At 66.6% G+C, this 24,727-nt stretch carries 23 protein-coding genes; 10 read left to right on the plus strand and 13 right to left on the minus strand.

All coding sequences use genetic code 11. The annotated features are described in order from the left end of the window. Positions 1–6 precede the first annotated feature (6 nt). Complete coding sequence (locus tag ETR14_RS05300) at positions 7–975, plus strand: alpha/beta hydrolase (protein ID WP_243455772.1); 969 nt, start codon at positions 7–9, stop codon at positions 973–975. Here the strand turns inward: ETR14_RS05300 and ETR14_RS05305 are convergent. Continuing rightward, a complete protein-coding gene (locus ETR14_RS05305) occupies positions 939–1,925 on the minus strand; it encodes an alpha/beta fold hydrolase (RefSeq protein WP_129383694.1) in 987 nt (328 codons plus the stop codon). The genes ETR14_RS05300 and ETR14_RS05305 overlap by 37 nt on opposite strands. Before the next feature lie 123 nt (positions 1,926–2,048). Between ETR14_RS05305 and ETR14_RS05310 the strand changes: the two genes are divergently transcribed. Further along, on the plus strand, positions 2,049–2,450 hold the full coding sequence (locus ETR14_RS05310; protein ID WP_129383695.1) for a cupin domain-containing protein: 402 nt from the start codon (positions 2,049–2,051) through the stop codon (positions 2,448–2,450). An 11-nt stretch (positions 2,451–2,461) separates the two neighbouring features. On the opposite strand, the gene ETR14_RS05315 is transcribed toward ETR14_RS05310, so the two are convergent. The 9 genes from ETR14_RS05315 to ETR14_RS05355 form a co-directional block, all read right to left on the minus strand. Further along, a complete protein-coding gene (locus tag ETR14_RS05315; RefSeq protein WP_206185975.1) occupies positions 2,462–4,036 on the minus strand; it encodes a pectate lyase in 1,575 nt (524 codons plus the stop codon). A 13-nt stretch (positions 4,037–4,049) separates the two neighbouring features. Continuing rightward, positions 4,050–6,965, minus strand: a complete 2,916-nt coding sequence (locus ETR14_RS05320) for a TonB-dependent receptor (RefSeq protein WP_371416750.1) — start codon at positions 6,963–6,965, stop codon at positions 4,050–4,052. 307 nt (positions 6,966–7,272) lie between these two features. Continuing rightward, complete coding sequence (locus tag ETR14_RS05325) at positions 7,273–8,703, minus strand: glycoside hydrolase family 28 protein (protein ID WP_129383696.1); 1,431 nt, start codon at positions 8,701–8,703, stop codon at positions 7,273–7,275. Between the two features lie 84 nt (positions 8,704–8,787). Continuing rightward, positions 8,788–10,341: a carboxylesterase/lipase family protein gene (locus ETR14_RS05330; protein ID WP_129383697.1), complete on the minus strand. Its 1,554-nt coding sequence runs from the start codon at positions 10,339–10,341 to the stop codon at positions 8,788–8,790. 16 nt (positions 10,342–10,357) lie between these two features. After that, a complete protein-coding gene (locus ETR14_RS05335; protein ID WP_129383698.1) occupies positions 10,358–11,371 on the minus strand; it encodes a sugar kinase in 1,014 nt (337 codons plus the stop codon). Next, entirely contained in the window at positions 11,368–12,123 is a 756-nt protein-coding gene (kduD, locus tag ETR14_RS05340; RefSeq protein ID WP_129383699.1) for a 2-dehydro-3-deoxy-D-gluconate 5-dehydrogenase KduD, read from the minus strand. The genes ETR14_RS05335 and kduD overlap by 4 nt, the downstream gene beginning before the upstream one ends. Positions 12,124–12,247: 124 nt before the next feature. Continuing rightward, entirely contained in the window at positions 12,248–13,087 is an 840-nt protein-coding gene (gene kduI, locus ETR14_RS05345; RefSeq protein ID WP_129383700.1) for a 5-dehydro-4-deoxy-D-glucuronate isomerase, read from the minus strand. A 69-nt stretch (positions 13,088–13,156) separates the two neighbouring features. Next, positions 13,157–14,593, minus strand: a complete 1,437-nt coding sequence (gene uxaC / locus ETR14_RS05350; RefSeq protein WP_129383701.1) for a glucuronate isomerase — start codon at positions 14,591–14,593, stop codon at positions 13,157–13,159. Positions 14,594–14,950: 357 nt separating this feature from the next. Next, on the minus strand, positions 14,951–16,012 hold the full coding sequence (locus tag ETR14_RS05355; protein ID WP_243455773.1) for a LacI family DNA-binding transcriptional regulator: 1,062 nt from the start codon (positions 16,010–16,012) through the stop codon (positions 14,951–14,953). A gap of 126 nt (positions 16,013–16,138) precedes the next feature. Between ETR14_RS05355 and ETR14_RS05360 the strand changes: the two genes are divergently transcribed. Genes ETR14_RS05360 through eda form a run of 3 tightly spaced genes read left to right on the plus strand, consistent with a single transcriptional unit; the run spans position 16,139 to position 19,681 of the window. After that, positions 16,139–17,656 (plus strand): UxaA family hydrolase, encoded by a 1,518-nt coding sequence (locus ETR14_RS05360; RefSeq protein ID WP_129383703.1) that lies wholly within the window; start codon positions 16,139–16,141, stop codon positions 17,654–17,656. 23 nt (positions 17,657–17,679) lie between these two features. Next, a complete protein-coding gene (locus ETR14_RS05365; protein WP_129383704.1) occupies positions 17,680–19,041 on the plus strand; it encodes a mannitol dehydrogenase family protein in 1,362 nt (453 codons plus the stop codon). A gap of 40 nt (positions 19,042–19,081) precedes the next feature. Next, entirely contained in the window at positions 19,082–19,681 is a 600-nt protein-coding gene (gene eda, locus ETR14_RS05370; RefSeq protein WP_243455899.1) for a bifunctional 4-hydroxy-2-oxoglutarate aldolase/2-dehydro-3-deoxy-phosphogluconate aldolase, read from the plus strand. Positions 19,682–19,702: 21 nt separating this feature from the next. On the opposite strand, the gene ETR14_RS05375 is transcribed toward eda, so the two are convergent. Beyond that, positions 19,703–20,212: a MarR family winged helix-turn-helix transcriptional regulator gene (locus tag ETR14_RS05375; protein WP_243455774.1), complete on the minus strand. Its 510-nt coding sequence runs from the start codon at positions 20,210–20,212 to the stop codon at positions 19,703–19,705. A gap of 101 nt (positions 20,213–20,313) precedes the next feature. Here ETR14_RS05375 and ETR14_RS05380 point away from each other — a divergent pair, with 101 nt between their 5' ends. From ETR14_RS05380 to ETR14_RS05390, 3 genes are all read left to right on the plus strand, one after another. After that, positions 20,314–20,718, plus strand: coding sequence for a DoxX family protein (locus ETR14_RS05380; RefSeq protein WP_129383707.1), 405 nt, complete (start codon positions 20,314–20,316; stop codon positions 20,716–20,718). Positions 20,719–20,735: 17 nt separating this feature from the next. Next, positions 20,736–21,116 carry a VOC family protein gene (locus tag ETR14_RS05385; RefSeq protein ID WP_129383708.1) on the plus strand — a complete coding sequence of 127 codons (381 nt, stop codon included), beginning with the start codon at positions 20,736–20,738 and terminating at the stop codon, positions 21,114–21,116. A 133-nt stretch (positions 21,117–21,249) separates the two neighbouring features. Beyond that, positions 21,250–22,056, plus strand: a complete 807-nt coding sequence (locus ETR14_RS05390; protein WP_243455775.1) for a 2-keto-4-pentenoate hydratase — start codon at positions 21,250–21,252, stop codon at positions 22,054–22,056. A 28-nt stretch (positions 22,057–22,084) separates the two neighbouring features. Here ETR14_RS05390 and ETR14_RS05395 read toward each other — a convergent pair whose 3' ends face one another. Both ETR14_RS05395 and soxR read right to left on the minus strand, forming a co-directional pair. Further along, positions 22,085–22,393 (minus strand): hypothetical protein, encoded by a 309-nt coding sequence (locus ETR14_RS05395; RefSeq protein ID WP_129383710.1) that lies wholly within the window; start codon positions 22,391–22,393, stop codon positions 22,085–22,087. A gap of 109 nt (positions 22,394–22,502) precedes the next feature. Continuing rightward, positions 22,503–22,991 (minus strand): redox-sensitive transcriptional activator SoxR, encoded by a 489-nt coding sequence (gene soxR / locus ETR14_RS05400; protein ID WP_129383711.1) that lies wholly within the window; start codon positions 22,989–22,991, stop codon positions 22,503–22,505. A gap of 67 nt (positions 22,992–23,058) precedes the next feature. Between soxR and ETR14_RS05405 the strand changes: the two genes are divergently transcribed. Both ETR14_RS05405 and ETR14_RS05410 read left to right on the plus strand, forming a co-directional pair. Beyond that, on the plus strand, positions 23,059–23,607 hold the full coding sequence (locus ETR14_RS05405) for an NADPH-dependent FMN reductase (RefSeq protein WP_129383712.1): 549 nt from the start codon (positions 23,059–23,061) through the stop codon (positions 23,605–23,607). Next, complete coding sequence (locus ETR14_RS05410) at positions 23,604–24,725, plus strand: arylamine N-acetyltransferase (RefSeq protein ID WP_206185976.1); 1,122 nt, start codon at positions 23,604–23,606, stop codon at positions 24,723–24,725. The genes ETR14_RS05405 and ETR14_RS05410 overlap by 4 nt, the downstream gene beginning before the upstream one ends. Positions 24,726–24,727 lie beyond the last annotated feature (2 nt).

The raw sequence follows: 24,727 nt of genomic DNA on the forward strand, positions 1-24,727 counted from the left end.
TTGGGAATGGCGGGATTGGCAGCGGCAGGAACCGCCCGTGCGCAGGGGGGCAGCGATCGCCGCCCGCCCGATCCGGGCGAGACGATCCACTTGTGGCCGAACGGCGCGCCGGGTGAAGACCGCGTGACCGTCACTCCGGAGGTGACCGAGCGCAGCACCTCCCCCGATTATCACGATCGCTTCGCCGCCTACACCCGCGACCCGCGGATGATGGTCTATCGGCCCGCCAAGCCGAACGGCGCTGCGATGCTGCTGATCCCCGGCGGCGGCTATCGCTATTCGGTGCTCGACAAGGAAGGAACCGAGATCGCGCTGCCGTTCAGCAAGGCGGGCATCACCTGTTTCGTGCTGCTCTACCGCCTGCCCGCCGATGGCTGGACCGCCGGCCACGACGCGCCGCTGCAGGATGCGCAGCGCGCGCTCCGCATCATCCGCGGCCGCGCCGCCGAATTCGGCATCGATCCGAAGCGGGTGGGCGTGCTCGGCGCCTCCGCCGGCGGTCACCTCGCCGCCTGGCTGTCCACGGGCGCGCATTACCAGGTCTATCAGCCCGTGGATCGGCTCGACACCGTCTCCGCCAAACCCGATTTCTCGCTGCTCCTCTATCCGGTGATCGCCATGGCAGAGCCGCACGTCCATGCCGGCTCGCGCAAGGAGCTGCTCGGGGCGTCACCAACGCCGCAGCAGATCGCCGCTTACTCGCCCTATCTGCAGGTACGCGCCGACACCCCGCCGGCCTTCCTCGTCCATGCCTATGACGATGGCGGCGTGCCGATCGAGAACAGCTTCCTGTACGCGGCTGCGCTTCGGGCCGCCAAGGTCCCAGTGGAAACCCATTATTTCGAGGAAGGCGGGCACGGCTTCGGCATCCGCCAGACCAAGGACCTTCCCGCCGCCGCCTGGCCCGACCTGTTCCTGGCCTGGGCGGCACGCAGGGGCTATCTGGGCGCAAGCACCTCGGCCAGAGCGCGCTGAAAGCGCGCAGGGTCCTCAACCTGCGGTGAGTGTCCGAGCCCGTCCAGACGGACGAGGCGGGCGCCGGGGATGTGCTTCACCGCATCCTCCGCCGCCTGCGGTACAGTGCGGACCTGTGCCGGATCCGGTGCGGTGCCGCCGCGAAAGGCGGTGAGGTCGCGCTGGCCGATGATCAGCGCCGTCGGCATCGTCAGCCGCGGCAGCTCCGCCGCCACCGGTTGGGTCTGGATCATGTCGGACAGCCGCGCCTGTGCCTCGCGGACGATGTCGCCGTTCGGGCTCGCATATTGGCCGGCGAGCATCGCCACCCAGCGATCATAGGCCGGCCGCCATTCGCCATGGTAATAATTGCGCAGCTGATAGGCCTTGATCGATCTGGCGTCGGTCTTCGCCTCTTCCGCACGCAGCGTACCGAGATCGGCATAAGGCACGCCTTCGGCGAGCGTATCGTTGAGCCCCAGCGGATTGACCAGCACCAGCTGCGACACACGGTCCGGGTGCAGCAGGGCGAAGCGCACCGCCAGCATGCCGCCGGTCGAATGCCCGATCAGGGTGACGGCGCCGGCCCCGGCGCGATCGAGCAGTCGCCTGGTCAGCTCGGCGAGGCTGTGGAAGCTATATTGGTAGCCGGCGGGCTTCGAGGATTTGCAGAAGCCGATCTGATCGGGAACGATCACCCGGTAGCCGGTGGCGGCCAGCGCGCGGGCCGTCTCTCCCCAGGTCGCGGCACAGAAATTCTTGCCGTGGAGAAGCACGATGGTGCGCCCGTTCGCCGCGGCGGTCGGCGCGACGTCCAAATAGGCCATGCGCACCGCGCCGCCCTGCGATTCCGTGTCGAACCAGCGTACCGGATAGGGATAATCGAAATGCTCGAGATTGGCCCCGAGCGTCTCGGCCGCTGCCGGGCTGGCCGCGAGGGCGGCGGCGATCAGGAGCGGAACTCGTTTCAAGGCGATCTTCCTTCGGTCATGATGTTCGGCAGCCGTCCAACGCGCCGCCGCCTAGACGGTCGCACATCCTTATGACAACGGTTACCGTCGAGGCTAATTTGGTGACCAATCGAGGAGAGACGCATGCTGATCCTGGCACTCGCGCTGGCGGCAGCGCCGCCGATGGTGGTGATCGACGAACGCAAGGTCGTGCGCGAGGAAGCGCCGCCGCACGGCGCGATCGGGATGAGCACGGCCTACCGGATCAGCGACGCCGCACCGGCGCGCAAGATGGAGTTCAGGAAGCGCGTCCTTCACAAGGGCGCCGCGATCGGGCTCCACCCGATCGCGCATGACGAAGTCTATTACGTCCTCTCCGGCGAGGGCGAGGTCGAATCGGACGGGGTCAAGGCGCGGCTGATCCCGGGGATGACCGCCTATCTGTACGACGGCGCCAATGTCGGTATTCGCCAGTTGGGCGACGCGCCGCTGGCGCTGATCGTCTCCTACCCGCTCGAGCAGAGAACGGCCGCGCCGAAGCCGTAGCCGTCCTCTGGTCAGCGCTGCGTGCCGAGCGCGCCCATCAGCTTGACCATGTTGGCCATGTAGGTGGCGGTGGAGATGCCGGTCACCGGATGGTCGGTCGTGTAGGGCGACGTGTCGGTGTCGTCGCCGACATGGGTCGAGCGGAAGTCGCCGGGCGCGGGCGTCGCTGAACCGTCGCCCTTATACGGGTTGCTCGTCGCCTTGAGCGGGGTCGGCCACCAGCCCTGGCTGTTGAGCGAGCGGATCAGGTCCCGCGGCGTCGCCGTTACCGAGCCCGCGTTGAGATCGGAGCCGACCATTCCGCCGCTGACGAAAAAGCGCGGCAGCGGTGCCGCATTGGCCGCCAGCAGAGGCGAATCCTTCGTCGCCTCGGCGACGGGCAACGCCTTCAGCGCTTCATATTCCTGTCGCAGGCGGGGAACGTCGATAGAGCGGAACGCCGAATAGTGGCCGAGCGTCGCCTCGGGACTATAATCCCAATAATATTCGCCGTTGACCACGTTCGAGCCGCGGCGGTGGACATAGATCGGCTTGTTGGTGCCGATCTCGACGAACGTCGGGAAGCGGCGATTGCCCTTGCCTTGGCTGTCGGGAAGGCGAACGCTGTCGAGCCAGTCGAGCGCCTCGGGAATGCGGGAGAGGAACCGGCCGTCGCCGGTCATCCGATAGAAGTTCATCAACTGCTCGACATTGTCGGCGGTCGATGCGGTATGCAGCGCATTGGGCTCGTAGGTCCTCGCCGCGGCCGGCTTGAGGTCGAGCGTATATTGCAGCCCCCAACCGGCTTGCGGCGCCGGCTGCTGGGTGAGTAGATAGACGTTCATCCCGCGCGTGATCGCATCCAGCACCCGGGTGTCGCCGAGATGCTGATAGGCCATCAGCAGGAACTTGACGTTCTCCGCGGCGACTTCGTCGTTGAACGTGATGTAGCTCTGGTAGCCGGGATAATTGGGATCGAAGGGCCAGCGCTGCGGCCAGCCGCCGACGGGATATTGGCTCTCGAGCACGAAATTGACCGCCTTTTCCAGCGCCGGCCGGTATTTCGGATCCTGCTTCTCGAGGTAGATGCGCAGCAGGAATTGCGCGGCCTCGGAGGTGCCCATGTCGTCGAACGTGGAATTGTCCGCGTAATGCTGGAATTCCTCCATCCGCCAGGCATTCTTGCCGATAGTCTCGTACCAGTGCCTGGTCGCCGCCGGCCCGCCGAAATCGATGAAGTAATGCCAGCCACCGGAGCGGTGTTGGCCACGGACAAGGGCGCCGGCGACCTTTTCCGCCGCCTGATAATAATAGTCGTCGCCCGTCGCATGATAAGCATCGAGGAAAAGATGGCCCATCGTCGCGGTGCCCGGCGGCTGCACCCAGATCATGTTGGGCGTCGCCTCGATCTCGCCCCAGCGCCGCGACATGTCGGGCAGATAGGACCAGACATAGCCGCCGTGGCTGGACGCCTTCTCGACCATGAAGGTGGTAGCGCGCTTCATCGCCTTCTCGATTTCGGGCCGGCTCTGCGCCGCCCCCGGCGCAGGGGCGAGCGAAACACTGGCAAGCAGAGCGAGAGCGAGGAAGCGCGCCTTGAGGATCATGTGTTGTCAGGCCTTAGAGCTTGAAACGGGCGCCGAACTGGATGGTTCGGCCGAAATGGTTGTACTCGTAATTGCGGTTCGCATCCTCGTCGGTGAAGCGATCGCGATAATCGTCCGTCAGGTTGATGCCCTCAAGCGAGAGTTCGACCTGATCGGTGATCTTGTAGCGGATCGAGGCGTCGACGTTGATCGTCGAGTTGTAGCCCTCGAACAGGTTGCCGGTGGCGCTGCCCCCGTCGAGGTAGCCGCTGCGATAGCTGGCTGAAACGCGGGCGCTGAACTTGCTGTCTTCGTAGTAGAGCGTTCCATTGTAGGCGCGCTTCGACAGCCCGTACAGGGTTCCCTCCCGCGTGACGGGCACGTTCGCGCCGTTCGGCACCACGACCGGGCCCGTAAGGCCGTAATCCGCACTGGAGTCGACGAAGGTTGCGTTGACGATCCCGCCGAAATTCTTGAGGATTCCGGGAAGGAAGCGGAACGGCGCCTGGAGCGACAGCTCGACCCCCTTCAACTTGGCGCCCGTGCCATTGATGATCGTGTTGATCGTCCAAGGCTGCCCTTCCGGGTTGATCGCGGCAGGCGAGCTCGGCGGGATGACGCTGAGCGGCAGACCGGTCGACGCGAACGTGCCCGTGATCGTCGACGCCACCGGGAAACTCTGCACATCCTTCTTGAACAATGCGACCGAGAAGATCGACTGCGGCGCAAAATAATATTCGAAGGCAAGATCGTAGGCGGTGGCACGGAACGGATCGAGGAACGGATTGCCGAAGTTCACGCGATAGTTGAAGCCGTCCACCGACCCGCCGGGCGTCAGGTTGCCGAGCGATGGCCGGGTGATCACGTTGGACACCGCGGCGCGGACGATGATGTTGTCGGTCGGGAAGAAGGCGATGTTCGCGGCCGGCAGCCAATCGTCGTAGCTGCGCTCGATCTCGACTTCGGCGCCGCTGGTCAGGCCGCGCGAGACCTGATCGGTGTGGACGTAACGGACGCCGGCATTGGCGGCGTAGCGAAGGCCGGCGATGTCGCCCTTGAAGTCGAACTGGAGGTAGCCGCCGGTGACCTTTTCGACGACGCTGCGGGTGTTGCCGGGATCGATTGCCGGAGTACGGCTGTAGAGCTTGGTGAAATCGGCCGCGGCATCGAGGTTCGGCACCAGCCACTCGGTCGTGGTGCCGTCCGGCTGGCCCGCACGGCGGAGCTGGAAGATCTCGCCGAGATTGGCGGCCGGGAAGCCGTAGATCGCAGTCGGGCCGAAGGCCGTGCTCGGCGAGCAGGCGAGCGTGCCGAGGACGCGGTCGACGCCGCCATTGCCGCAGACCACCGTATCGCGGGTGAAGCCCTCGGTATCGAAGCTGAAGCGGCGATACACGGCGCCGCTCTTCACGGTGAAGCCGTCGGCCACGTCCCACTCGGTGCGCAGGTTCACGGTGCGGAACTTGTTGACGGTGTCCGAAGGACGATCGCGGATCTCCGCCAGCTGGAAGTTCGCCGGATCGGTGACGCTGGTGCCGAAGCTCAGCACCGGATGACGGGAGTCGGTGTAGTCGTAGGAATAACCCTGCGCGTCACGATCGTCGAAGACGAAGGTGGTCTCGACCGGGATCGATGCGTCGGATTTCGACATGCCGCCGAGCAGGGTGAAGCGGAACGTGTCGGAGACGTCCTGGTCCCACGTCGCCCCAACCTGGTAGAATTCGGTCTGCGACTTTCTCAGATAATGTTCGGTGCGGACCCAGGCATCGTTGAACGTGCCGCTGACCAAATTGTTGGTCTCGGGATCGATGACCGCGTTGACGACGTCGATCGAACGCTCGTTCGAGCGGAACAGGACCTCGCCCCAATTCTCCTCGCGATCCGCCTTGAACTTCGAATACAGGCCGTCGAGCGAAATCTTGGTGGCATCGCTCGGCGCCCACTGAATGCTGCCGGTGATGCCGAGACGCTCGCGGCGATGCTCGACCTGGCCGTAGCGGGGAATGCGAGGGTGGAAGGCCAGCGCCGCCGAGTCACACGTGGCGTTGCGTCCGACCGGATAGACTCCCCCTCTATTGGGGACCGGGGTCGTGCTGGTTGCGCTGGTGTAGAAACAGGGCGTGCCGTTCACGGAGTCGAACGGCGTCTGCACCCAGCGAACCGTATTGTTTCCGAGCTCCAGCGTACGGTTTTCCTGATAGGCCGCAGACACGGCGAGGCCGAGTGTCCCCGCATCGTTCTTCCAGGACAGGAGGCCGGCGAGACGCGGCCCGAGATCCTTGCTCAGCGTGTTGTAACTGCCCTGAGCTGAGCCGACCACGGTGAAGCCGGCCTTGCCGCCGAGCGGATTGCCGGTGTTGAGATCGACCACCGCGCCCAGCGATCCCTCGTCGAGCGAAGCCTCCGCGGTCTTGTGCACGACGATCGAGTTGAACAGCTCCGACGCGAATACGTTGAAATCGAAGGCGCGGTCACGGTTGGCGCTGGCGCCATCTGTCGAGGTCGCCACCGTTTCGAGGCCATTGACCCGGACCCGGGTGAATTGCGCACCGAGACCGCGCACGGTGATCGCCCGGCCCTCGCCGGCGTCGCGCTGGATCGAGATGCCCGGAATGCGCTGCAGCGATTCGGCAAGGTTCTGATCGGGGAACTTGGCGATGTCCTCGGCGACGATCGCATCCACCGCGGTGACGCTCTCGCGCTTGACGTTCAGCGCCTCCGCGAGCGAGCGGCGGAAGCCGGTGACGACGATGCCCTCCTCGTCCGGCGCCGCGTCCGCGGCCTGCTCGCCGACATCGGCGCTGTCCACCGTCTGGGAGCCTGTCGCCGTCGCCTGACCATCCGCGGCAGCATCCTGCGCCCCGGCCGGCGCCGCAAAACCGGCGATGGCGAGCAGCGACGCGGCGCCGAGCAGGCCCCGCATTCTCGAGCCGATGTGACGATCGCGCATGTGTCTCTCCCTCCATGTGCACGCAGCCGCGCGGGCCGGCGCTTGTCCATTGCTGACACCGGTGTCTCGAAGCGGCGCGCGGACGCGTCTGCTGGTGCCATACGGCGCGAGCGAGGGGCTTGGGGATTGGACCTCCGACCATCCTCTTCCGCGAAGCGCCCGGCTATTGCTGCCGTGGTCGCCCTCCGTGTGACCCGACTAAGTAACCGGTGTCATCCAGACACTAACTGAAACGGTGCCGCGCGCCTGTCAAGGCCGACGATGAAGAGACCCGGCCGGTGCGGCGCGCCGGCAACACTCGTCCCGCTCAGACGGTCTCCAGCCGGTCGACAGCCCGGCCGTTGATCCGCACCCTTTCCAGGCGAAGGCCGCTCGTGTGGCGAACGATGCTTTTCTCCGTCACACCGTCGAAGGCGCAGTCCCGCAGGGTAATGCCCTCGACGGGCGCGCCGGGAAGGCCCTGCGAGTCGATCACCCGTACCGCCTTGCGCGCGCGCAGCCGCTCGACGACGATGTTGCGCAATTGCGGCTTGAACGGGCCGTCGGCGCCTTCCTCGTAATTGAAGTCGCAGGCGATCGCGGCGCGGCCGACCTCGCCGACATCGAGATCGCGATAATGGAAATTCTCGAGCAGCCCGCCCCGCAGCGCGTTGTTCTTGAAGCGGATCGCATACCAGAGATCCGGACTGTCCATCCGGCACTTCTCGGCGAACACCCAGCGCGCGGCACCCGAAATCTGGCTGCCGACGACGACGCCGCCATGCCCCTCCTTCATGTGGCAGTTGCGGATCAGGATGTTCTGCGAGGGCGTCGCGAGGCGGCGCCCGTCGGCATTGCGGCCGGAATTGACCGCGATGCAGTCGTCGCCCGTGTCGAACGTGCAGCCCTCGATCAGCATGTGATCGACCGATTCCGGATCGCAGCCGTCATTGTTGGGGCCGTGCCCCTCAACGCGGACGCCGCGAAGAACGATGTTGCGACAGAGCACCGGATGGATGTTCCAGAAGGGCGAGTTGATCAGCCGCACGCCCTCGATCAGCACGTTCTCGCAGGCATAAGGCTGCACGAAAGCGGGCCGGAGGTAATGACCGTCGCCGAACCGCCTTTTCTCCACCGGCACACCGTTCTCGGCCATCTGGAACAGGATCGCCCGCGCCTTGCGCTGGTCCGGCATGCCCTCGCGCCAGCCGTGATCGATCGTGCCGCCCCACTTTCCCTTCCACGACCACCAATTCTGCGCGTCGGCCTGCCCGTCGAGCGTGCCCCGGCCGGTGAGCGCGATGTTGCTCTGCCCATGCGCGTAGACGAAGGGCGAGTAGTTGATCAGCTCGATCCCCTCCCAGCGGGTGAACACCATCGGGTAATCGGCAGGGTCGGTGCTGAAGGCGAGCGTCGCGTCGTCGGCGAGATGGAGCTCGACGTTCGACCTCAGGTGGACCGCGCCGGTCAGGAAACGTCCAGCCGGCACCAGCACGCGGCCACCGCCCGCCTTGGCGCAGGCATCGATCGCCGAAGCGATCGCGGCGGTGCAGAGCGTCCGGCCGTCTCCCCTGGCGCCGTGCCGGACGATGTCGAACGTGCGCGACCGGAAGGTCGGCGGACGCACGCGCGCGGCGATGTCGCGCGCTCGGCGCCATGGATCGGTCGCGGCGGCAAAGGCCCCAGCGGGCAGCATCGCCGCGGCGGTACCAGCGCCGGCATAGTGAAGAATCTCGCGGCGCGAGGGCGTTGCGATCATGATCCTCTCCCAGGCACCTTCGCGGGCTCTGACACCGGTAACATCAGCCCGGCGCAGACAGAGGTCAAGCCTTTCGTCCGGCGGTCAGGTGCCGGGCTGGATGTAGGGCACCCGCGCGAATAGCTCGCGCTCCCATTTGCGGGGGTCATCGATGGCGCGGGTCGCGATGTCGAACACCATCGTCGAACGCGCGGGAAGGCGATAACGTGGCCATTGCTCAAGACCCGGGTGCTTCGGATCGCCGGAACGCGCGAAGGCCAGGAAGGCGTCCATCATCCGTTCGCTCACCGCACGCGCATCGGCCCCGGTGCCGGTGATCGAGCCTTCGGCGTCCAGCGTCCCGAACGAGAGCGGGATGTCGATCGTATGCGGCGCGCCGCGCCAGGGTTCGACCGGTGATTGATAGTCGACCTGATAGACCCAGGTCGGCGTGTCCGCGGCGGCGCGCACGTCCGCCTCGATGACTTGGCCCGGCCAGCTGCGCCCGGCGGTCGTGGCGGCGTAGAACACCCGTTCCGGCGACCAGTCCGGGAAGCGGGCACGGTATTGGGCGACGATCCATTCGGGCGGAAGGTCCATGCGCAGCTCCGGCGTCATTCGCTCAGCGAGGTTCGACCAGTCGAGCCCGGCGAGCTTCGGCCCTTTCGGATCGATGAAGGCGCGCGTCTCGTCGCGCGTATTGCCGAGCATCATCGGAACCCCATTCGACTGGGGATTGGCATCGGGCCAGAACGGGTGACGGGTGAGCCACTTCATGTCGAGCACCGGCCCGAAATAGACGCCGCCACCGAGGATCGGATCGGTCGCGCCCAGCCCTTCGATCAGCCGCTCGAGCGGCATCGCCGCCAGATCCGCGGGCGTTGCCTTCAGCGCATCGAGATAGGCCCGCGCGCGCGCGGTTGCGTTGAGAGGGCCGGACGCGGTGACCTGCTGACCGCTCATCGTGATCGCGCGGTGGAACAGGCCCCGCGCCGCCGGCATGCCCATCATCGTCGCGATTTTGGCGCCGCCGCCGGATTGGCCGAACACCAGAACGCGGCCGGGATCGCCGCCGAAGGCCGCGATATTGTCGCGGATCCAGATCAGCGCGAGGATCAGATCGAGCTGGCCGAGATTGCCGCTGTCCGGATAATTCGGATCGAGCCGCGCCAGATACAGATAGCCGAGCGCATTCAGCCGGTGGTTGACGGTCACCACCACCGCGTCACCGCGGGCGGCGAGATGACGGCCGTCGTTGAGCGGATCGACGACGCTGCCCGACGAATAGGCGCCGCCATGGATGTAGACGAGCACCGGACGCTTGCCGCCGGCCTTCGCTTCGGGAGTCCAGACGTTGAGGAACAGGCAATCCTCGCTCGCCGGCGCGTAGCGCGTGCCGCGCTGCGGTGCCGAGGGGCCGAAGGCGAGCGCGTCGACGATGTCGCGGCTCGGCGGCACGGCGGTCGGCGCCTTGAAGCGCTCGGCACGACCGTATCGTATGCCGCGGAACACGGCGAGCCCGCCCTCCAGCCGTCCCCGCAGCCGCCCCTGGCGCGTCGTAACCACCGGCGCCTTGGCCGCGGCCCCCGCTGCGGCTGGCAGCAAGCCCGCGGCGCCGAGCAGCGCGCCGGCGCCGATCATCGTGCGTCGGTCGATCATGGCTTACTCCCGTGGATCAGCGGCGAACGTCGAGCTCGCCGGCGAGGAACGATTCGATGTCGCGGGGGGTGAACAGGCTCGCATCGCCTGGCAGGCTGTGCTTCAGCGCCGTCACCGCCAGCCCGGAGCGTACCGTCCAGTCAAGATCGCGGCCGGTCAATACGCCGTGCAGCACGCCGGCGGCAAAGGCGTCGCCGCCGCCGATCCTGTCGACGATGCCGGAGACCGCGACTTCGTCGGTCTGCGCTGCGCCGTCGCGGGCGTCGATCCGCGCCGCGATGCGATGGGTGTCGGCGTCGACGACGTGACGCGCGGTGGAGGCGATCAGGCGCAGGTTCGGAAAGGCCCCGAACGCGGCTTCGGCCGCCTCGCGGCGCCGGTCGGCACCCTCGCCGCTGAACTCCTCGCCGAGCAGCAGCGAGATGTCGCGATGATTGCCGAACAGGATCTCGGCCTTGTTCACCAGCCGGGTCAGGATGGTCCGCGGGTCGCTTGGCCAGCGCTGCCACAATTGCGCGCGGTAATTGCCGTCGAACGAAATCGGCACACCGCGCGCGGCCGCAGCCTCGGCCGCCGCGACCGCCATCTCGGCCGATTGGGGCCCAAGCGCCGGAGTAATTCCGGAAATGTGGAACAAGGCAGCGCCGTCAAGCAGCCGATCCCAGTCGAAATCGCTCGCGCTCGACATGGCGAAGCTGCTGGCCTCGCGGTCGTAGACGATTTCGGATGCGCGCAGGCCCGCGCCGGGGGCCAGGAAATAGAGGCCGAGACGGCCGGGACCGGTGGTCACCTCGGAGGCATCGACCCCGTAGCGCCGGAGATAGCCGCGCACCGCCTCGCCAAGCGCATTGTCGGGAACCCGGCTTACCATCGCGGCGCTGTGTCCAAGCGAGGCAAGGCCTACCGCGACATTGGCCTCGGCGCCGCCGATGACCACGTCCAGCTTCGGGCTCTGCAGCAGCAGCTCGCGGCCGGGCGCGCTCAGCCGCAGCAGCATCTCGCCGAAGCAGACGACCCGGCCGCCGCTCATCGCGCCAGCCAGCCGCCGTCGACGGCGAGAACATGGCCCTGAACATAGTCCGACGCCGAGGAGGAAAGGAACACCGCCGCGCCGCCGAGATCGGACGGGTCGCCCCAGCGCGCCGCCGGAATCCGCTCCATGATCTGACGGTTGCGATTCTCGTCCGCCTGCAGCGCCGCCGTGTTGTTGGTGGCGATATAGCCGGGCGCGATCGCGTTGACGTTGATGCCCTTTGGCGCCCATTCGTTGGCGAGCAATTTGGTGAGGCCCGCAACGCCCGATTTGGACGCGGTGTAGCTCGGCACGCGAATGCCGCCCTGGAAGCTCAGCATCGAGGCGATGTTGATGATCTTGCCGCGGCCCTGGCCGATCATGTGCCGTCCGGCCGCCTGACAGAGAAAGAAGACCGACTTCAAATTGGTGTCGATCACCGCATCCCAGTCCTCCTCGGTGAAATCGACGGCGTCGGCGCGGCGGATGATCCCGGCATTGTTGACCAGGATGTCGAGGCCGCCGAGTTCGGCCAGGGTCTGGTCGACGACGTCCTGCACCGGCGCGGTGGTCGAGAGATCCGCCTTGACCAGGATTGCGCGCCGGCCGGCACCGCGAACCAGCTCCGCCGTCTCGTCGGCGCTGGAGCGGCCGACCAGCGCGACGTCGGCTCCGGCCTGCGCGAGCGCGAGCGCGATGCCCTGACCGATGCCGGTATTGGCACCGGTGACGACGGCGACCCGCCCGGTAAGATCGAAAGGATTGGTCACTGCTTGATTCCCTGCACCGTTCGCCCTGAGCCCGTCGAAGGGCCTTCCTTACTCTTTTGGGAAGCATGGAAGGGATGGCTTCGACAGGCTCAGCCCGAACGGAAGTTGAGCCTTGGTGGAGAGCTTACGCCAGCTGGCAGATGTCGAGGACGTTCATGTCGGTATAATCCTGGTTCTCGCCGGCCATCGCCCAGATGAAGGCATAGGCCTTGGTGCCGGCGCCCATGTGGATCGACCAGGGCGGGCTGATCACCGCTTCCTCGTTGGCGAGCACGATGTGCCGCATCGCCTCGCCCTCACCCATGAAGTGCATGACCCGGTCGTTCTCGCCATCGAGCTCGAAGTAGAAATAGATCTCGCTGCGGCGCTCGTGAATGTGCGGCGGCATCGTGTTCCAGACGGAGCCCGGCTTCAGCACGGTCAGGCCCATCACCAGCTGGGCGCTGTCGCAGACGCCGGGGATGACGAGCTGGAAGATCGTGCGCTCGTTCGATTCCTCGAGGCTGCCGCGCTCCAGCGCATTGGCGTCGGCAATGCCGAGCTTGCGGGTCTGGAACGCCTTATGCGCCGGGCACGAAGCGAGGTAGAAACGCGCACCCTGGCCCGAGAAGACGACGTCCTTGGCGCCCATCGTGACGTACAGGCAATCCTTGTTGCCGAGTTCGAACGCCTCGCCGTCCACGGTGACGGTGCCGGTCGTCTTACCGACATTGACGATGGCGAGTTCGCGGCGCTCCAGGAACGGGTGGCCGGCGGCCGAGGCCGGCTCGGTCTGCGCCGGCAGCGTGACGTCGGCGGTGCCGACGGCCACGCCGCCGATCACGAACCGGTCGGCGTGGGTGTAGTTGAGCACGCACTCGCCTTCCCGGAACAGGCCCGGGATCAGGTAGCGGTCACGCAGCTCGTCATTGGACACGCACTCCATCATGTCGGGGTGGGTGGCGTAATAGGTGCGGTCGAACATGAGTATCTCCGTTGAAACGTGGAATTCAGGCCCGCGCGGCGGCGGGCGAAACGGTGTCGAACTGGGCGCTCACGCCGCCGCCGCCTGGACCTGGTCGAGCCGATAGGCGCGGCGGACGAGACCGTAGGTCAGCTCATGAGCGAGCTCGGCCGCTTCCCAGTCGAGGAGGCGATGCTCCGCGACCAGCCGGGCGAGGAAGGCGCAGTCGACCCGGCGGGCGACGTCGTGGCGCGCCGGGATCGACAGAAAGGCGCGGGTGTCGTCGTTGAAGCCGACCGTGTTGTAGAAACCGGCCGTCTCCGTCGTCATTTCGCGGAAGCGGCGCATGCCTTCGGGGCTGTCGTGGAACCACCAGGACGGGCCCAGCTTGAGGCACGGATAATGGCCGGCAAGCGGCGCGAGCTCGCGCGCATAGACGCTCTCGTCCAGGGTGAAGAGGATGATCGACAGCCGGGTCTCGTTGCCGAAGCGGTCGAGCAACGGCTTCAGGGCATGGACGTAATCGGTCCTGGTCGGGATGTCGGCGCCCTTGTCGCGGCCATGGGTCTGGTGCAGGCGGCGATTGTGGTTGCGGCACGATCCCGGATGGATCTGCATCACCATGCCGTCCTCGATGCTCATCGCCGCCATTTCGGTGAGCATCTGGGCGCGGAACAGCTCGGCATCGTCCGCCGACCATCTGCCGCCGACGATCCGGCCGAACAACGTTTCCTTCTCGGCCTGGGGCAGATCGGCGGTACGGGCGGTCGGATGGCCGTGATCGGTCGCGGTGGCGCCGGCGGCGCGAAAATCGGCGCGGCGCTTACGATGGGCGGCGAGATAGCCGGTCCAGCTCAGCACGTCCTCTCCGGACAGGTCAGCGAAGCGCTTCAGCGCAACCTCGAATTCCTCATGCTCGGGATCGATCACCGCATCGGGGCGATAGGTGGTCACCACCCGGCCTGCCCATCCGGACTGACGGATCGCCGCATGGTGGACGAGATCCTCGTGCGGCCCCTCAGTGGTCGCGAGCAGTTCGATGTTGAACCGCTCGAACAGGGCGCGCGGCCGGAAACCTGGGGTCGCCAGCGCGGCGTTCAGATGATCGTAATAGAAATCCGCGGTCGATGGCTCGAGCGCGACGTCGAGGCCGAACACGTCGGCGAAGACATGGTCGAGCCAGACCCGCGACGGCGTGCCGCGGAACAGGTAATAATGCGATGCGAACAGCCGCCATGCCTCGCGCGGATCGGCCGAAGACGGGCCCGATCGGCTCGGTACGCCGAGCGCCTCCAGCGACACGCCCTGGCTGTAGAGCATGCGATAGAGATAATGGTCGGGCGAGAGCAGAAGCTCGGTTGGATTGGTCCAGTTCGCGTTGCCGGCGAACCAGGAGGGATCGGTGTGGCCGTGCGGGCTGACGATCGGCAGGTCGGCGATCTCGGCATAGAGCGCACGGGCGACGTCGCGGGTCGCGGGATCGGCGGGAAAGAGCCGGTCGGGATGGAGCGTGAGGGGCCTGGGCATCGCTTTCCTAAACGCTTGGGGTGATCTCGCTGCCACCTGGATCCTCCGGTAACCGGTGTCAGGAAGCAGTGCAAGGGCCCGTCGCTGGTAACGCGATGAAGGCGCGAATGCGAGTCCGTCGAGGAAGGGGAGGCACTTTGTCTTCAACCGAAGAGCATCGCGCGAACGGCAGAGGCCTCACGGACAAGAGAGGCAGAAGGGCCGCCCCCGGCCCCTTCACGAAGGCGTGGAGGGGAGCGAAGCCGGTGCCGTTGGTGCCTGCCGCGACTTAATGAACACATCAGCGTCTTCTCCCCTCCACGACTTCGTGGAGGGTTGGGGGTGGCCCTGCATTCCTTCCCCCGCGTCCGCCGGAACTTACTTGCCCGGCGGCGCCACCGAGGCCCGCTTCACCAGCGTCGACAGGAACATCGACGGCTCCGAAACATCGTCCGCCGCCTCTCCCACCGACACCAGCAATTTCAGCGCCGCCGAGCGCGCCATCGAGACGATCGGCCAGCGCACGGTGGTCAACGGCGGCCATATATGGGCTGAGATCGGCGTATCGTCGAAGCCGATCACCGAAAGCTGACCCGGCACGTCGATGCCGCGCTGGCGTGCGGCGTGAACGACGGCAGCGCCCATCTCGTCGTTCGAGGCGAAGATCGCGGTCGGCCGCGGCGACAGATCCAGGAGTTTCTCGGCCGCGGCGAGGCCGGACGCGAACGTGTAATTGCCCTCGGCGATCAGGCTTCGCGGCAGCTTGATCTTGGCCTGAGCGAGCGCATCCTCGAAGCCCTGCCGGCGCTCCGTCGCGGAGCGGAAGCCGTGCGGACCGGCAATCAGCCCGATCGCCTTGTGCCCCTGCTCGATCAGATAGGCGGTGGCGGCGCGCACCGCCTCGCGGTCGTTGGACGCGACCATGTGATCGGGGTCGTCGAGCTCGGCCGAGCCCATTCGCACGTAGCGGCAACCGACTTCGTCGCACAATTTGGCGAGCGCGTCATTTTCGGAGATCGGCGGCAACAGGATGACGCCGTAGAGCCGCTGGCGCTCGAGAAAATGGCGGACGTCGTCGAGCATCGCGGCCGAGCCGCGATCGACCGGCCTGACGATCATCTCGAAGTCGGTGCCCTGCAGCGCCTCCAATATGCCCTGCTGGACATTCAGCACCATCTGCGCGTTGGGATTGTCGTGGATCAGCCCGATCAGGAAGTTGGTCCGCAATGCCAGAGCGCGGGCCTGCGGGTTGGGCACGTAGCCGAGGTCGCTGATCACTTCGAGCACGCGCTTGCGGGTCTCGTCGTTGAGCAAGGGAGAGCGATTGATGACCCGGCTGACCGTCTTCTTGGACACGCCCGACAGGCGCGCGACGTCGTTGATCGTCGGCTTGCCCGTGCCGCGCCGCCCGAATGGCGTGTCGTCCGTCTTGCTGCTCAAAGAGCCCTCCCCTTTTCTCATCCTTAGCGGAGCTTCGGCCCCAGCCAAAAGGCCAAAAGCGCCCGCACCTTGCCCATGGGCTTGGGAGCGAATATGTGACACCGGTTTCCAGGTGACGCAAATCGAATGAGCCACTCCAGCCTTCTTGCCACGCCGGCGCAGACCCGCGCCCTTCTGCGTCTCGACCCGCGGGACGATGTCGCGACCGCCTTGCGCCCGCTCGCGCCTGGCGAACGGCTGGAGGTCGAAGGCGAGGTCATCGACGTTCGCGAGGCGATCCCGTTCGGGCACAAGCTTGCGCTGCGCGATCTCGACGCGGGTGCGGAGGTACACAAGTTCGGCTGGCCCATCGGTGCGCTGCGTGCGCCCGTTCGCGCCGGCGACCACGTTCACGACCACAATGTCTCGACCCAGCTAGCCGGCGTCGAAGGCTATTCCTACGCGCCGTTCCGGGAACAGCCGGTGGCGCCCGGCGCTCCCAGGACCTTCCTCGGCTATCGGCGCGCCGACGGCCGCGTCGGCACCCGCAACGAGATCTGGATCCTGCCGACGGTCGGCTGCGTCGGCCGCACCGCCGAGAAGATCGCTGCCATCGCCCATGCCCGTCATGCTGCGACGATCGACGGCGTCCATGCCTTCGCCCATCCCTTCGGCTGCTCCCAGCTCGGCGACGATCTCGGCGCCACCCGCAGAATCCTGGCCGCACTCGCCTGCCATCCCAATGCGGGCGGCGTCCTTCTGGTCGGCCTTGGTTGCGAATCGAACCAGCTCGACAGCCTGCTTGCGGAAGTGCCGGAACCGCTTCGCGGCCGCATCCGCACCCTGCGTGCGCAAAGTGCCGAGGACGAGATCGAGGAAGGGCTGGCTTTGGTCGACGCGCTGGTCGCCACCGCCGCATTGTCGACCCGGCAGGAGGTGCCGCTGTCCGAGCTCGTGCTCGGCCTCAAGTGCGGCGGCTCCGACGGCTTCTCCGGCCTCACCGCCAACCCCCTGGTCGGCCGGATGGCCGATCGCGTGGTCGGCGCCGGCGGCGCCGCGATCCTCAGCGAAATTCCCGAGATCTTCGGAGCCGAGCGGCTGTTGATGGCGCGCGCCCGGGACGAGCATGTCTTCGATGCGATCGTCGGCGTGGTCAACGACTTCAAGCGCTACTTCCTCGCCCATGGCGAGCCGGTCTCCGAGAACCCGTCGCCGGGCAACATCGCCGGCGGCATCACCACGCTCGAGGAGAAATCGCTCGGCGCCGTGCAGAAGGCCGGCCGCAGCGCTCTGGAAGATGTCCTCCGCTATGGCGAGCGTGTCCGTCGCAAGGGCCTCACCCTGCTGGAAGCCCCTGGCAACGACGCGGTGTCGTCGACCGCCCTCGCCGCCGCCGGCGCGACCGTGATCCTGTTCACGACCGGGCGTGGCACCCCGCTCGGCTTCCCGGTGCCGACCGTGAAGATCGCCTCCAATTCGGATCTCGCCCAGCGCAAGCGCGGCTGGATCGACTTCGATGCCGGACAGGTGCTGACCAATGGTGTCGATCGTGCCGCGGACGCCCTTCTTGATCGCATCGTCGCGATCGCAGGTGGCGCGGAAACGGCCGCCGAGCGCAACGGAGAGCGCGAGATCGCGATCTGGAAACGGGGCGTGACGCTGTGACGGCTGCGCCTTATGGCGACACCATGCAGACTGGAATTGTTCATTTCGGCCCAGGCGCGTTTCACCGCGCCCATCAGGCCGCTTACATCGACTCGATCCTTGCGGCCGATCCGCGCTGGGGCATCGCTGCGGTGGCGCTGCGTTCGCCCGGCACGGTCGCGGCGCTGAAGGCGCAGGACGGACGGTACACGCTGGCGATCCTCGATGCGGAGACGCAGTTCCGGACCTTGCGCGCGCACAACCGCTTCTTCGGCCCGGGGGAGAGCCGCGCCGTGCGCGCTCTGCTGCGTGATCCGGGCGTGCGCATCGTGTCGAGCACGGTCACCGAAAAGGGCTATTGCCTCGCCGGCGACGGGATCCTCGATTTCGCGCATCCCGACATCATTCACGATCTTGCCGCGCCGGAAGATCCGGTGAGCATCGTCGGCTGGCTGTTCCTCGGCTTCAAGGATCGCCGTGAGGCGGGCCTGCCCGCCTTCACGCCGCTCTGCTGCGACAACATGGTGTCGAACGGGAAGAAGCTGCGCGCAGCATTGCTGGCTTATGCCGAGCGGCTGGATCCAAGCCTCGCCCGCTGGATCGAAGCGGAAGCGGTATTCCCGGACACGATGGTGGATTCGATTACGCCTGCAACGGACGATCGCCTTCGCGCCCGGGTCGCCGCGGAGATCGGCTATGAAGACGCCGTTCCGGTCAGCCGCGAAGCCTATACCTTTTGGGTGATCGAAGACGTCCTGCCGGAGGGTTTGCCCGATTTCGAGTCGGTCGGGGTGGTTCTGGCGGAGGATGTCGGTGCTTGGGAGCGGGCCAAGCTCCGCATCCTGAACGGCGCCCACTCGAGCCTCGCGTATCTGGGCCTGCTGATCGGCCACGAAACCGTCGCCGATGCGATGGCCGATGCAGAATTGTCGGGTTTCGTCGAAGCGCTGATCCGCACCGACATCATTCCCTCGCTAGAGCCGTCGCCGCTCGACCTCCAGTCCTATGCGGGCGAGATCCTGGGTCGCTTCCGCAATCCGGCGATCGGTCACAAGCTCGCCCAGATCGCCTGGGACGGTTCGCAGAAGCTCCCCTATCGCCTGCTCGACACGATCGCGGACGCGCGCAGGGCCGGCCGCAGCGTCGAACGGCTTGCGGTGCCGATCGCCGCGTGGATCCTGTTCGTCCAGCGCCAGGCCCGCGCCGGCGCGGCGATCGTCGATCCGCTCGCCCCTCGGCTGGCCGAGGTCGGCGTGGGGGAAGATGCAGCAGAACGGCTGCTCGCGCTCGACCAGGTCTTCCCGGCGGAGCTTGCCGGGGACTCGACGTTCCGCGAAGCCGTGCTAAGCGCGGTCGCCGCCATGCGCCAGGAAGGTCCACGCGCGCGGCTGGCGCCGATCGCCTGAACCAGAAGGAGTCACCAGAGTGTCCGACATCGACCGCATCATGGCCGCAGCACCCGTCATTCCGGTGCTAGTGATCGATCGTGTCGAGGACGCGCTTCCGATCGCCCGTGCGCTCGTCGACGGCGGCCTGCCGGTACTCGAAGTGACGATGCGGACCCCGGCGGCTTTGGATGCGATCCGGGCGATGAAGGAGGTCGAAGGCGCCATCGTCGGCGCGGGCACGGTGCTCAACCCGAAGCAGTTCGATCAGGCGGTCGAGGCCGGCTCGGAATTCATCGTATCGCCGGGCCTCACCAAGACGCTCGGCCGCGCCGTTCAGGATTCGCCGGTGCCGCTGCTGCCGGGTGTCGCCACCGCCGGCGACATCATGCGGGCGCTCGACTTCGGCTTCACCCGTCTCAAATTCTTTCCGGCGATGAGCTCCGGGGGTATCCCGGCGCTGAAGGGCTTCTCGGCCGTGTTCGGCGGCGTGCGCTTCTGCCCGACCGGCGGGATTACCCTCGAGACCGCGCCCGACTGGCTGGCCCTTAACGCGGTCGCCTGCGTGGGCGGCAGTTGGCTGGTGCCGGCGGGTCCCGCCGATCCCGATACGATCCGCCACCGCGCCCGCAAGGCCGCCGCGCTTCGCGCAGCGGCCTGACGGGCTGCACGGAAAAGACCTTCACCCGACAGATTTCATAAGGGATGCGGCGAGCTTGGCCAGCAGGCTCGCCAGCATCAGCTGCTCGTCCTCGCTGAGCGCTCCAAGAAGCTCTGCCTCGACGCGCATGTCGTCCCGGAACGCCGCTTCGGCGCGCCGTTTGCCCTCGTCCGTCAGTTGAACGGGCAGGCTGCGCCCGTCCTTCTCCGCGGTCACCCTCTCGATCAGCCCCGCTTTCTCCAGCCGCGCTAGACGGTCGGTCAGCCCGCCCGACGAGATCATCAGCGATCGGTACAAGTCGGTCGGCCGCAGCCGGTAGGGCGCGCCCGCACGAAGCAGGGTCGACAGCACGTCGAACTCGCCGGTGTCGAGTTGGTGGCGCGCGAACACGCTTTCGATGGCGGGCCGCGCCGCCAACGTGATCCAGCGTGCCCGGCCGAGCACCGCCATGCCCCTGGTGTCGGCGTCCAGAAGCTCACGAGCCCATTGCCGCCTGCGCAAGCCGACATGGTCCTCTTCAGCGACAGGCACTTGTCTTGACGTCAAGATAATTCTCCGATATCTCGACATCAAGATAAGCGATGTACCACCATTCTCAACCCGGGAGTGGAGCTGGCAAAAGGATTGGGGCGATGGCGGAGAAGACAAAGGTCCGGATCGGGTGGGCGCTTACCGGGTTGTTCGCTACGTTCATGCTGCTCGCGTCAGTGACTCCGAAGCTGCTCCAGCTCGACGTCGCCCGGGAGGCGCTGGCCGTCGCCGGCTGGAATGATCGTCATCTGCTGCTGATCGGCGCGATCGAACTCGCTTGCCTCATCCTCTACCTGATCCCACGTACCGCGATCCTTGGCGCCGTGCTCATGATGGGCCTGCTCGGCGGTGCCATTGCATCGCATCTGCGGGTCGGCAGCCCGATGATCAGCCACACATTGTTCGGCACCTATCTCGGTCTGATCATGTGGGGTGGCCTGTGGCTGCGCGATCCCGCCTTGCGGGCGCTGTTCCCCTGGCGCGCCGCCCCGAACACTCAGGCTTGATCACAAAGGAGGATAAGATGACCTCGCCACGCATCGAGCACGTCAACGTGACCGTCACCGATCCCGAACGAGTCGCCGCGCTGATGAGCGATCTGTTCGGCTGGCGGATCCGCTGGTCGGGGCCCGCGCGCGACGGCGGCCGCAGCATCCATGTCGGCTCGGAGGATCATTATGTCGCTCTCTACACCGGCGATCGCGAACAATACGGCCCGGAGGACTTCGCCAAGGGCCGGCCGCTCAACCATATCGGGATCGTCGTCGACGATCTTGATGCGGTTGAGGGGCGAGTCAGCGCCGCCGGCCTTCAGCCCTTCGCCCATGCCGATTACGCGCCGGGCCGACGCTTCTACTTTCTCGATTATGACGGCATCGAATATGAAGTCGTCGCTTATGGTTGAGAGGCATGCCGAACACTCGCAGCCCGTTCCGGTCTGACCTTCGCTGTGCCGGAACAGGCTTCACAATCGCTGACGGTTGCGTATGACACCGGTTTCCAATACGCTTGCGCAAAATAGAAGCGAGAGTGAGCCTGTGACCCTTATTTCCGATGCCCCGGCGGACATTGCCGGCCGGTTCCTTGCGGCGCGTCGCGCCGCTTCCGGTCTGACCGATTATCCCGGGATCCTTCCCGACACGCTGGACGCGGCTTACCGGGTTCAGGACGAGGCGATCGCCGCCTGGAACAAGCCGATCATCGGCTGGAAGGTCGGACGGATCAACGCACCGCTCGACGACGTCTACGGAGCCGACCGTCTCGCGGGCCCGATCTTTGCAAGCGAGCTCGGCGGCACCGACGGTGCCGCGCCGTCGATGCCGGTCTTTGCCGAAGGCTTCGCCGCGGGAGAGGCCGAGTTCCTGCTCCGCATCGGCCGTACGCCGCCACAAGGTCAGAGCCGCTTCACCCTTCAGGAGACGGCCGATCTGATCGATGCCGTCCATGTCGGCATCGAAGTCGCCAGCTCGCCGCTGGAGCCGATCAACCGCATCGGACCGCCCGCCGTCATTTCCGATTTCGGCAACAATAACGGCCTGGTCATCGGTGCCGAGATCCCGAACTGGCGGAGCAGCGGCTTCGAGAGCTGGGAAGTCGAAACCTTCATCGACGGCATCTCGGTCGGCACCGGCAAGGCGGTCAACTTCCCCAGCGGCGCGGTCGGCGCGGCCCGCTTCCTGTTCGAGCTGATGGCGAAGCGCGGCATCGCGCTGCAGCCGGGCCAATGGATCTCGTCGGGTGCGGTCAGCGGCGTTCACGACGCGCGGCCCGGCCAGCGCGTCGAAGCCCGCTTCGGCAGCGACTACAAGGTCGAGTGCACGCTTACCGAGGTGATGCCGGACTGAGGACCCGCACGGGCGCGGGCCCGTCCGGTCAGTCGCCGGCCGCGACCAGCGCCTGGCCGTAGCGATCGAGCATGGCGCCGGCCTGCGGGCCGGCCGGGGCGGCCACGTCCCGCTCGAGCACGCCTGCGATCTGCGCCATGTAGCCGGCCGCTTCCTCCGACGTGAGCACGCCCTTGCTGACCAGCATGGCGAAGATTGCGGAGGTGGTGATCGACTGGACTTCGATCATCCCGCGCAGCGCTGCGGCGACATCCTGTTGCGGCGGCACGCCGTTGTGGCGCTTCTGGGTTGCGGGCTGATCTTTGGGCGGCTGGCGACTAAACAGAAAACTACTCACTTCGAGGCCTTGATTGGATACTGAACGCATCGCTTAGACGAGCGGACGACTCGGCACCACGCGCCATGTCGCACCAGCATACCTGTCGGTCGCACGGACGCCGCGCCCCTCACCCCGCCGGCATGGCCGATCCAGGCTCATCCCGGTCCAGCAACACCGCGCCGGTGCCGGTTTCGGAGAGGACATCACCCGGATTGCGCAGCGGGCAGGCCGAGATCGACAAGCATCCGCAGCCGATGCAGCCGTCGATCTTGTCGCGCAGATCCGTGAGCTGCGCGATGCGCCGGTCGAGATCGGCGCGCCAGCGCTCGGACAGCGCGCGCCAATCCGCGGCTGTCGGCGTGCGGCCGTCGGGAAGCCCAGCGAGCGCATCCTTGATTTCGGCGAGCGGGATGCCGACGCGCTGGGCAATCTTGATGATGGCGATCCGCCGGAGCACGTCGCGGCCGTAGCGGCGCTGGTTGCCGCTGCTGCGCCAGCCATGGATCAGCTTGCGGCTTTCGTAGAAATGGAGGGTGGACACCGCAACGCCGCTGCGCGCGGCGACTGCGCCGACCGTCAAGCTCCTGCCATGATCTTCGGGGCGGATGCGCGCCATCGCTTGACCTCAACTTATCTTGAGGTTCTATGAACAGGCTTCCCGATGATTCGCAAGGAGCGAGACGATGCAGACACTGATCAAGGTCGGCGTGATCTACGGCAGCACGCGGCCCGGCCGCTTTTGCGACCGAGTCGCCCGATGGGTGGGCGAGCGGGTCGAAGCCGCCGGAGATTTCGAAGTTCTCGCGATCGATCCTCTCGACACGACCCTCGCGGATCTTGATGCGCTGCGCGCCCGGATCGCCGAGGCCGATTGCTTCATCATCGTCACCCCCGAATACAATCATTCCTACCCAGCCCCGCTCAAGGCGCTCATCGACAGCGTCTCCGCAGAATGGCATGCCAAGCCGGTGGCATTCGTTTCCTACGGCGGGGGCTCGGGCGGGCTCCGAGCGATCGAGCATCTCCGCGCCGTCTTCGCGGAGCTTCACGCGGTCGGGCTGCGCGACAGCCTGAGCTTTCCCTTCGCTTGGGAGCAGTTCGATGCCGTCGGTCGCCTGCGTGAGCCCGCACGCGCCGAGCGGACCATGACGATCCTGCTCGAACGGCTCCTCTGGTGGGCCGAGGCGCTCCGCGCCGCCCGCCTTACAACGCCATATTCGGAGGCCGCATGATGAAGAGGCATACCGGCGGAGCTCGAATTCTGCTCGTCGGACGCAGCCAGGCGGTACTCGATGTGGTTTTGCAGGAGCTTCGCGATGCGGAGGTCGACGCGGTCGGCACCCTGGAGGGTCAGATACGGCAATTCGATGTGCAGGCCTTCGATCTCGTTGCTCTTGGCGGAGGTCTGGCGGGGGCCGCCGGTGACCCGCTGCGGGCGGCGCTCCGCAACGCCAGGCCGGATCTGCCACTGCTCGAAATTTCGGCGTCCGATGCCAGCCATCGGATCTTGACCGCGATCAGGCACCCTGATCCCGTGCCGGTCGACCTTGCCGCTTATTGCGCGCGGATCGGCTATTCCGCACCAATTGTGCCGACACTTGAGACGCTTCGCGCGCTGCAGGCGCATCACATCGCGTCGATACCGTTCGAAGCGATCGATGTCCTGCTCGATCGCGGCATCGACATCGCGCCTGCCGCCGTCGATGCCAAGCTGATCGGTGGGCGGCGCGGCGGCTATTGTTTCGAGCAGAACGACCTTTTCCGTCGCGTCCTCCAGGCGTTCGGCTTCGAAGTCGAAGGGCTAATCGCGCGCGTCCGATGGCAATTGCCGCCCGGCGATCCGCCGCGCCCGCTCACCCACATGGCGCTTCGGGTGACGATCGAAGGAATACCCTGGCTCGTCGACGTCGGCTTCGGCGGCAACGTCCCTCCGGCACCGCTCCGCATGGACGTGATGGGTCCGCAGGAGACCGCGCACGGTCCGTTTCGCCTGTTCGCGTTCGGACCGGCACTGCTGCTTCAGGCCCATCTGGGTACGCGTTGGGAGTCGCTCTACGAGCTCCAGCCGATACCGGCGGCATCTGCGGATTATGAAGTCGGAAACTGGTTCACGTCGGCCCACCCGAGCTCGCACTTCCGCCATCGGCTGATCGCCGCGAAGACGACTCCGGAGGCACGCTTCACGCTCCTGGACGGCCGGCTGACGATCCGACGCCCCGGAGACGCGGCCGAGCAGATCCAGCTCGACACCGACGGGATCGAGCGCGCGCTGGGCTCCACCTTCGGACTGCCGGTCGCCGAGGACTGGCGGCCGCTGATCGAGAAGGCAGCGGCCGCCGGGCCCGGCTGAGC

The sequence above is a fragment of the Sphingosinicella sp. BN140058 genome (assembly GCF_004135585.1).
Classification (GTDB): Bacteria; Pseudomonadota; Alphaproteobacteria; order Sphingomonadales; family Sphingomonadaceae; genus Allosphingosinicella.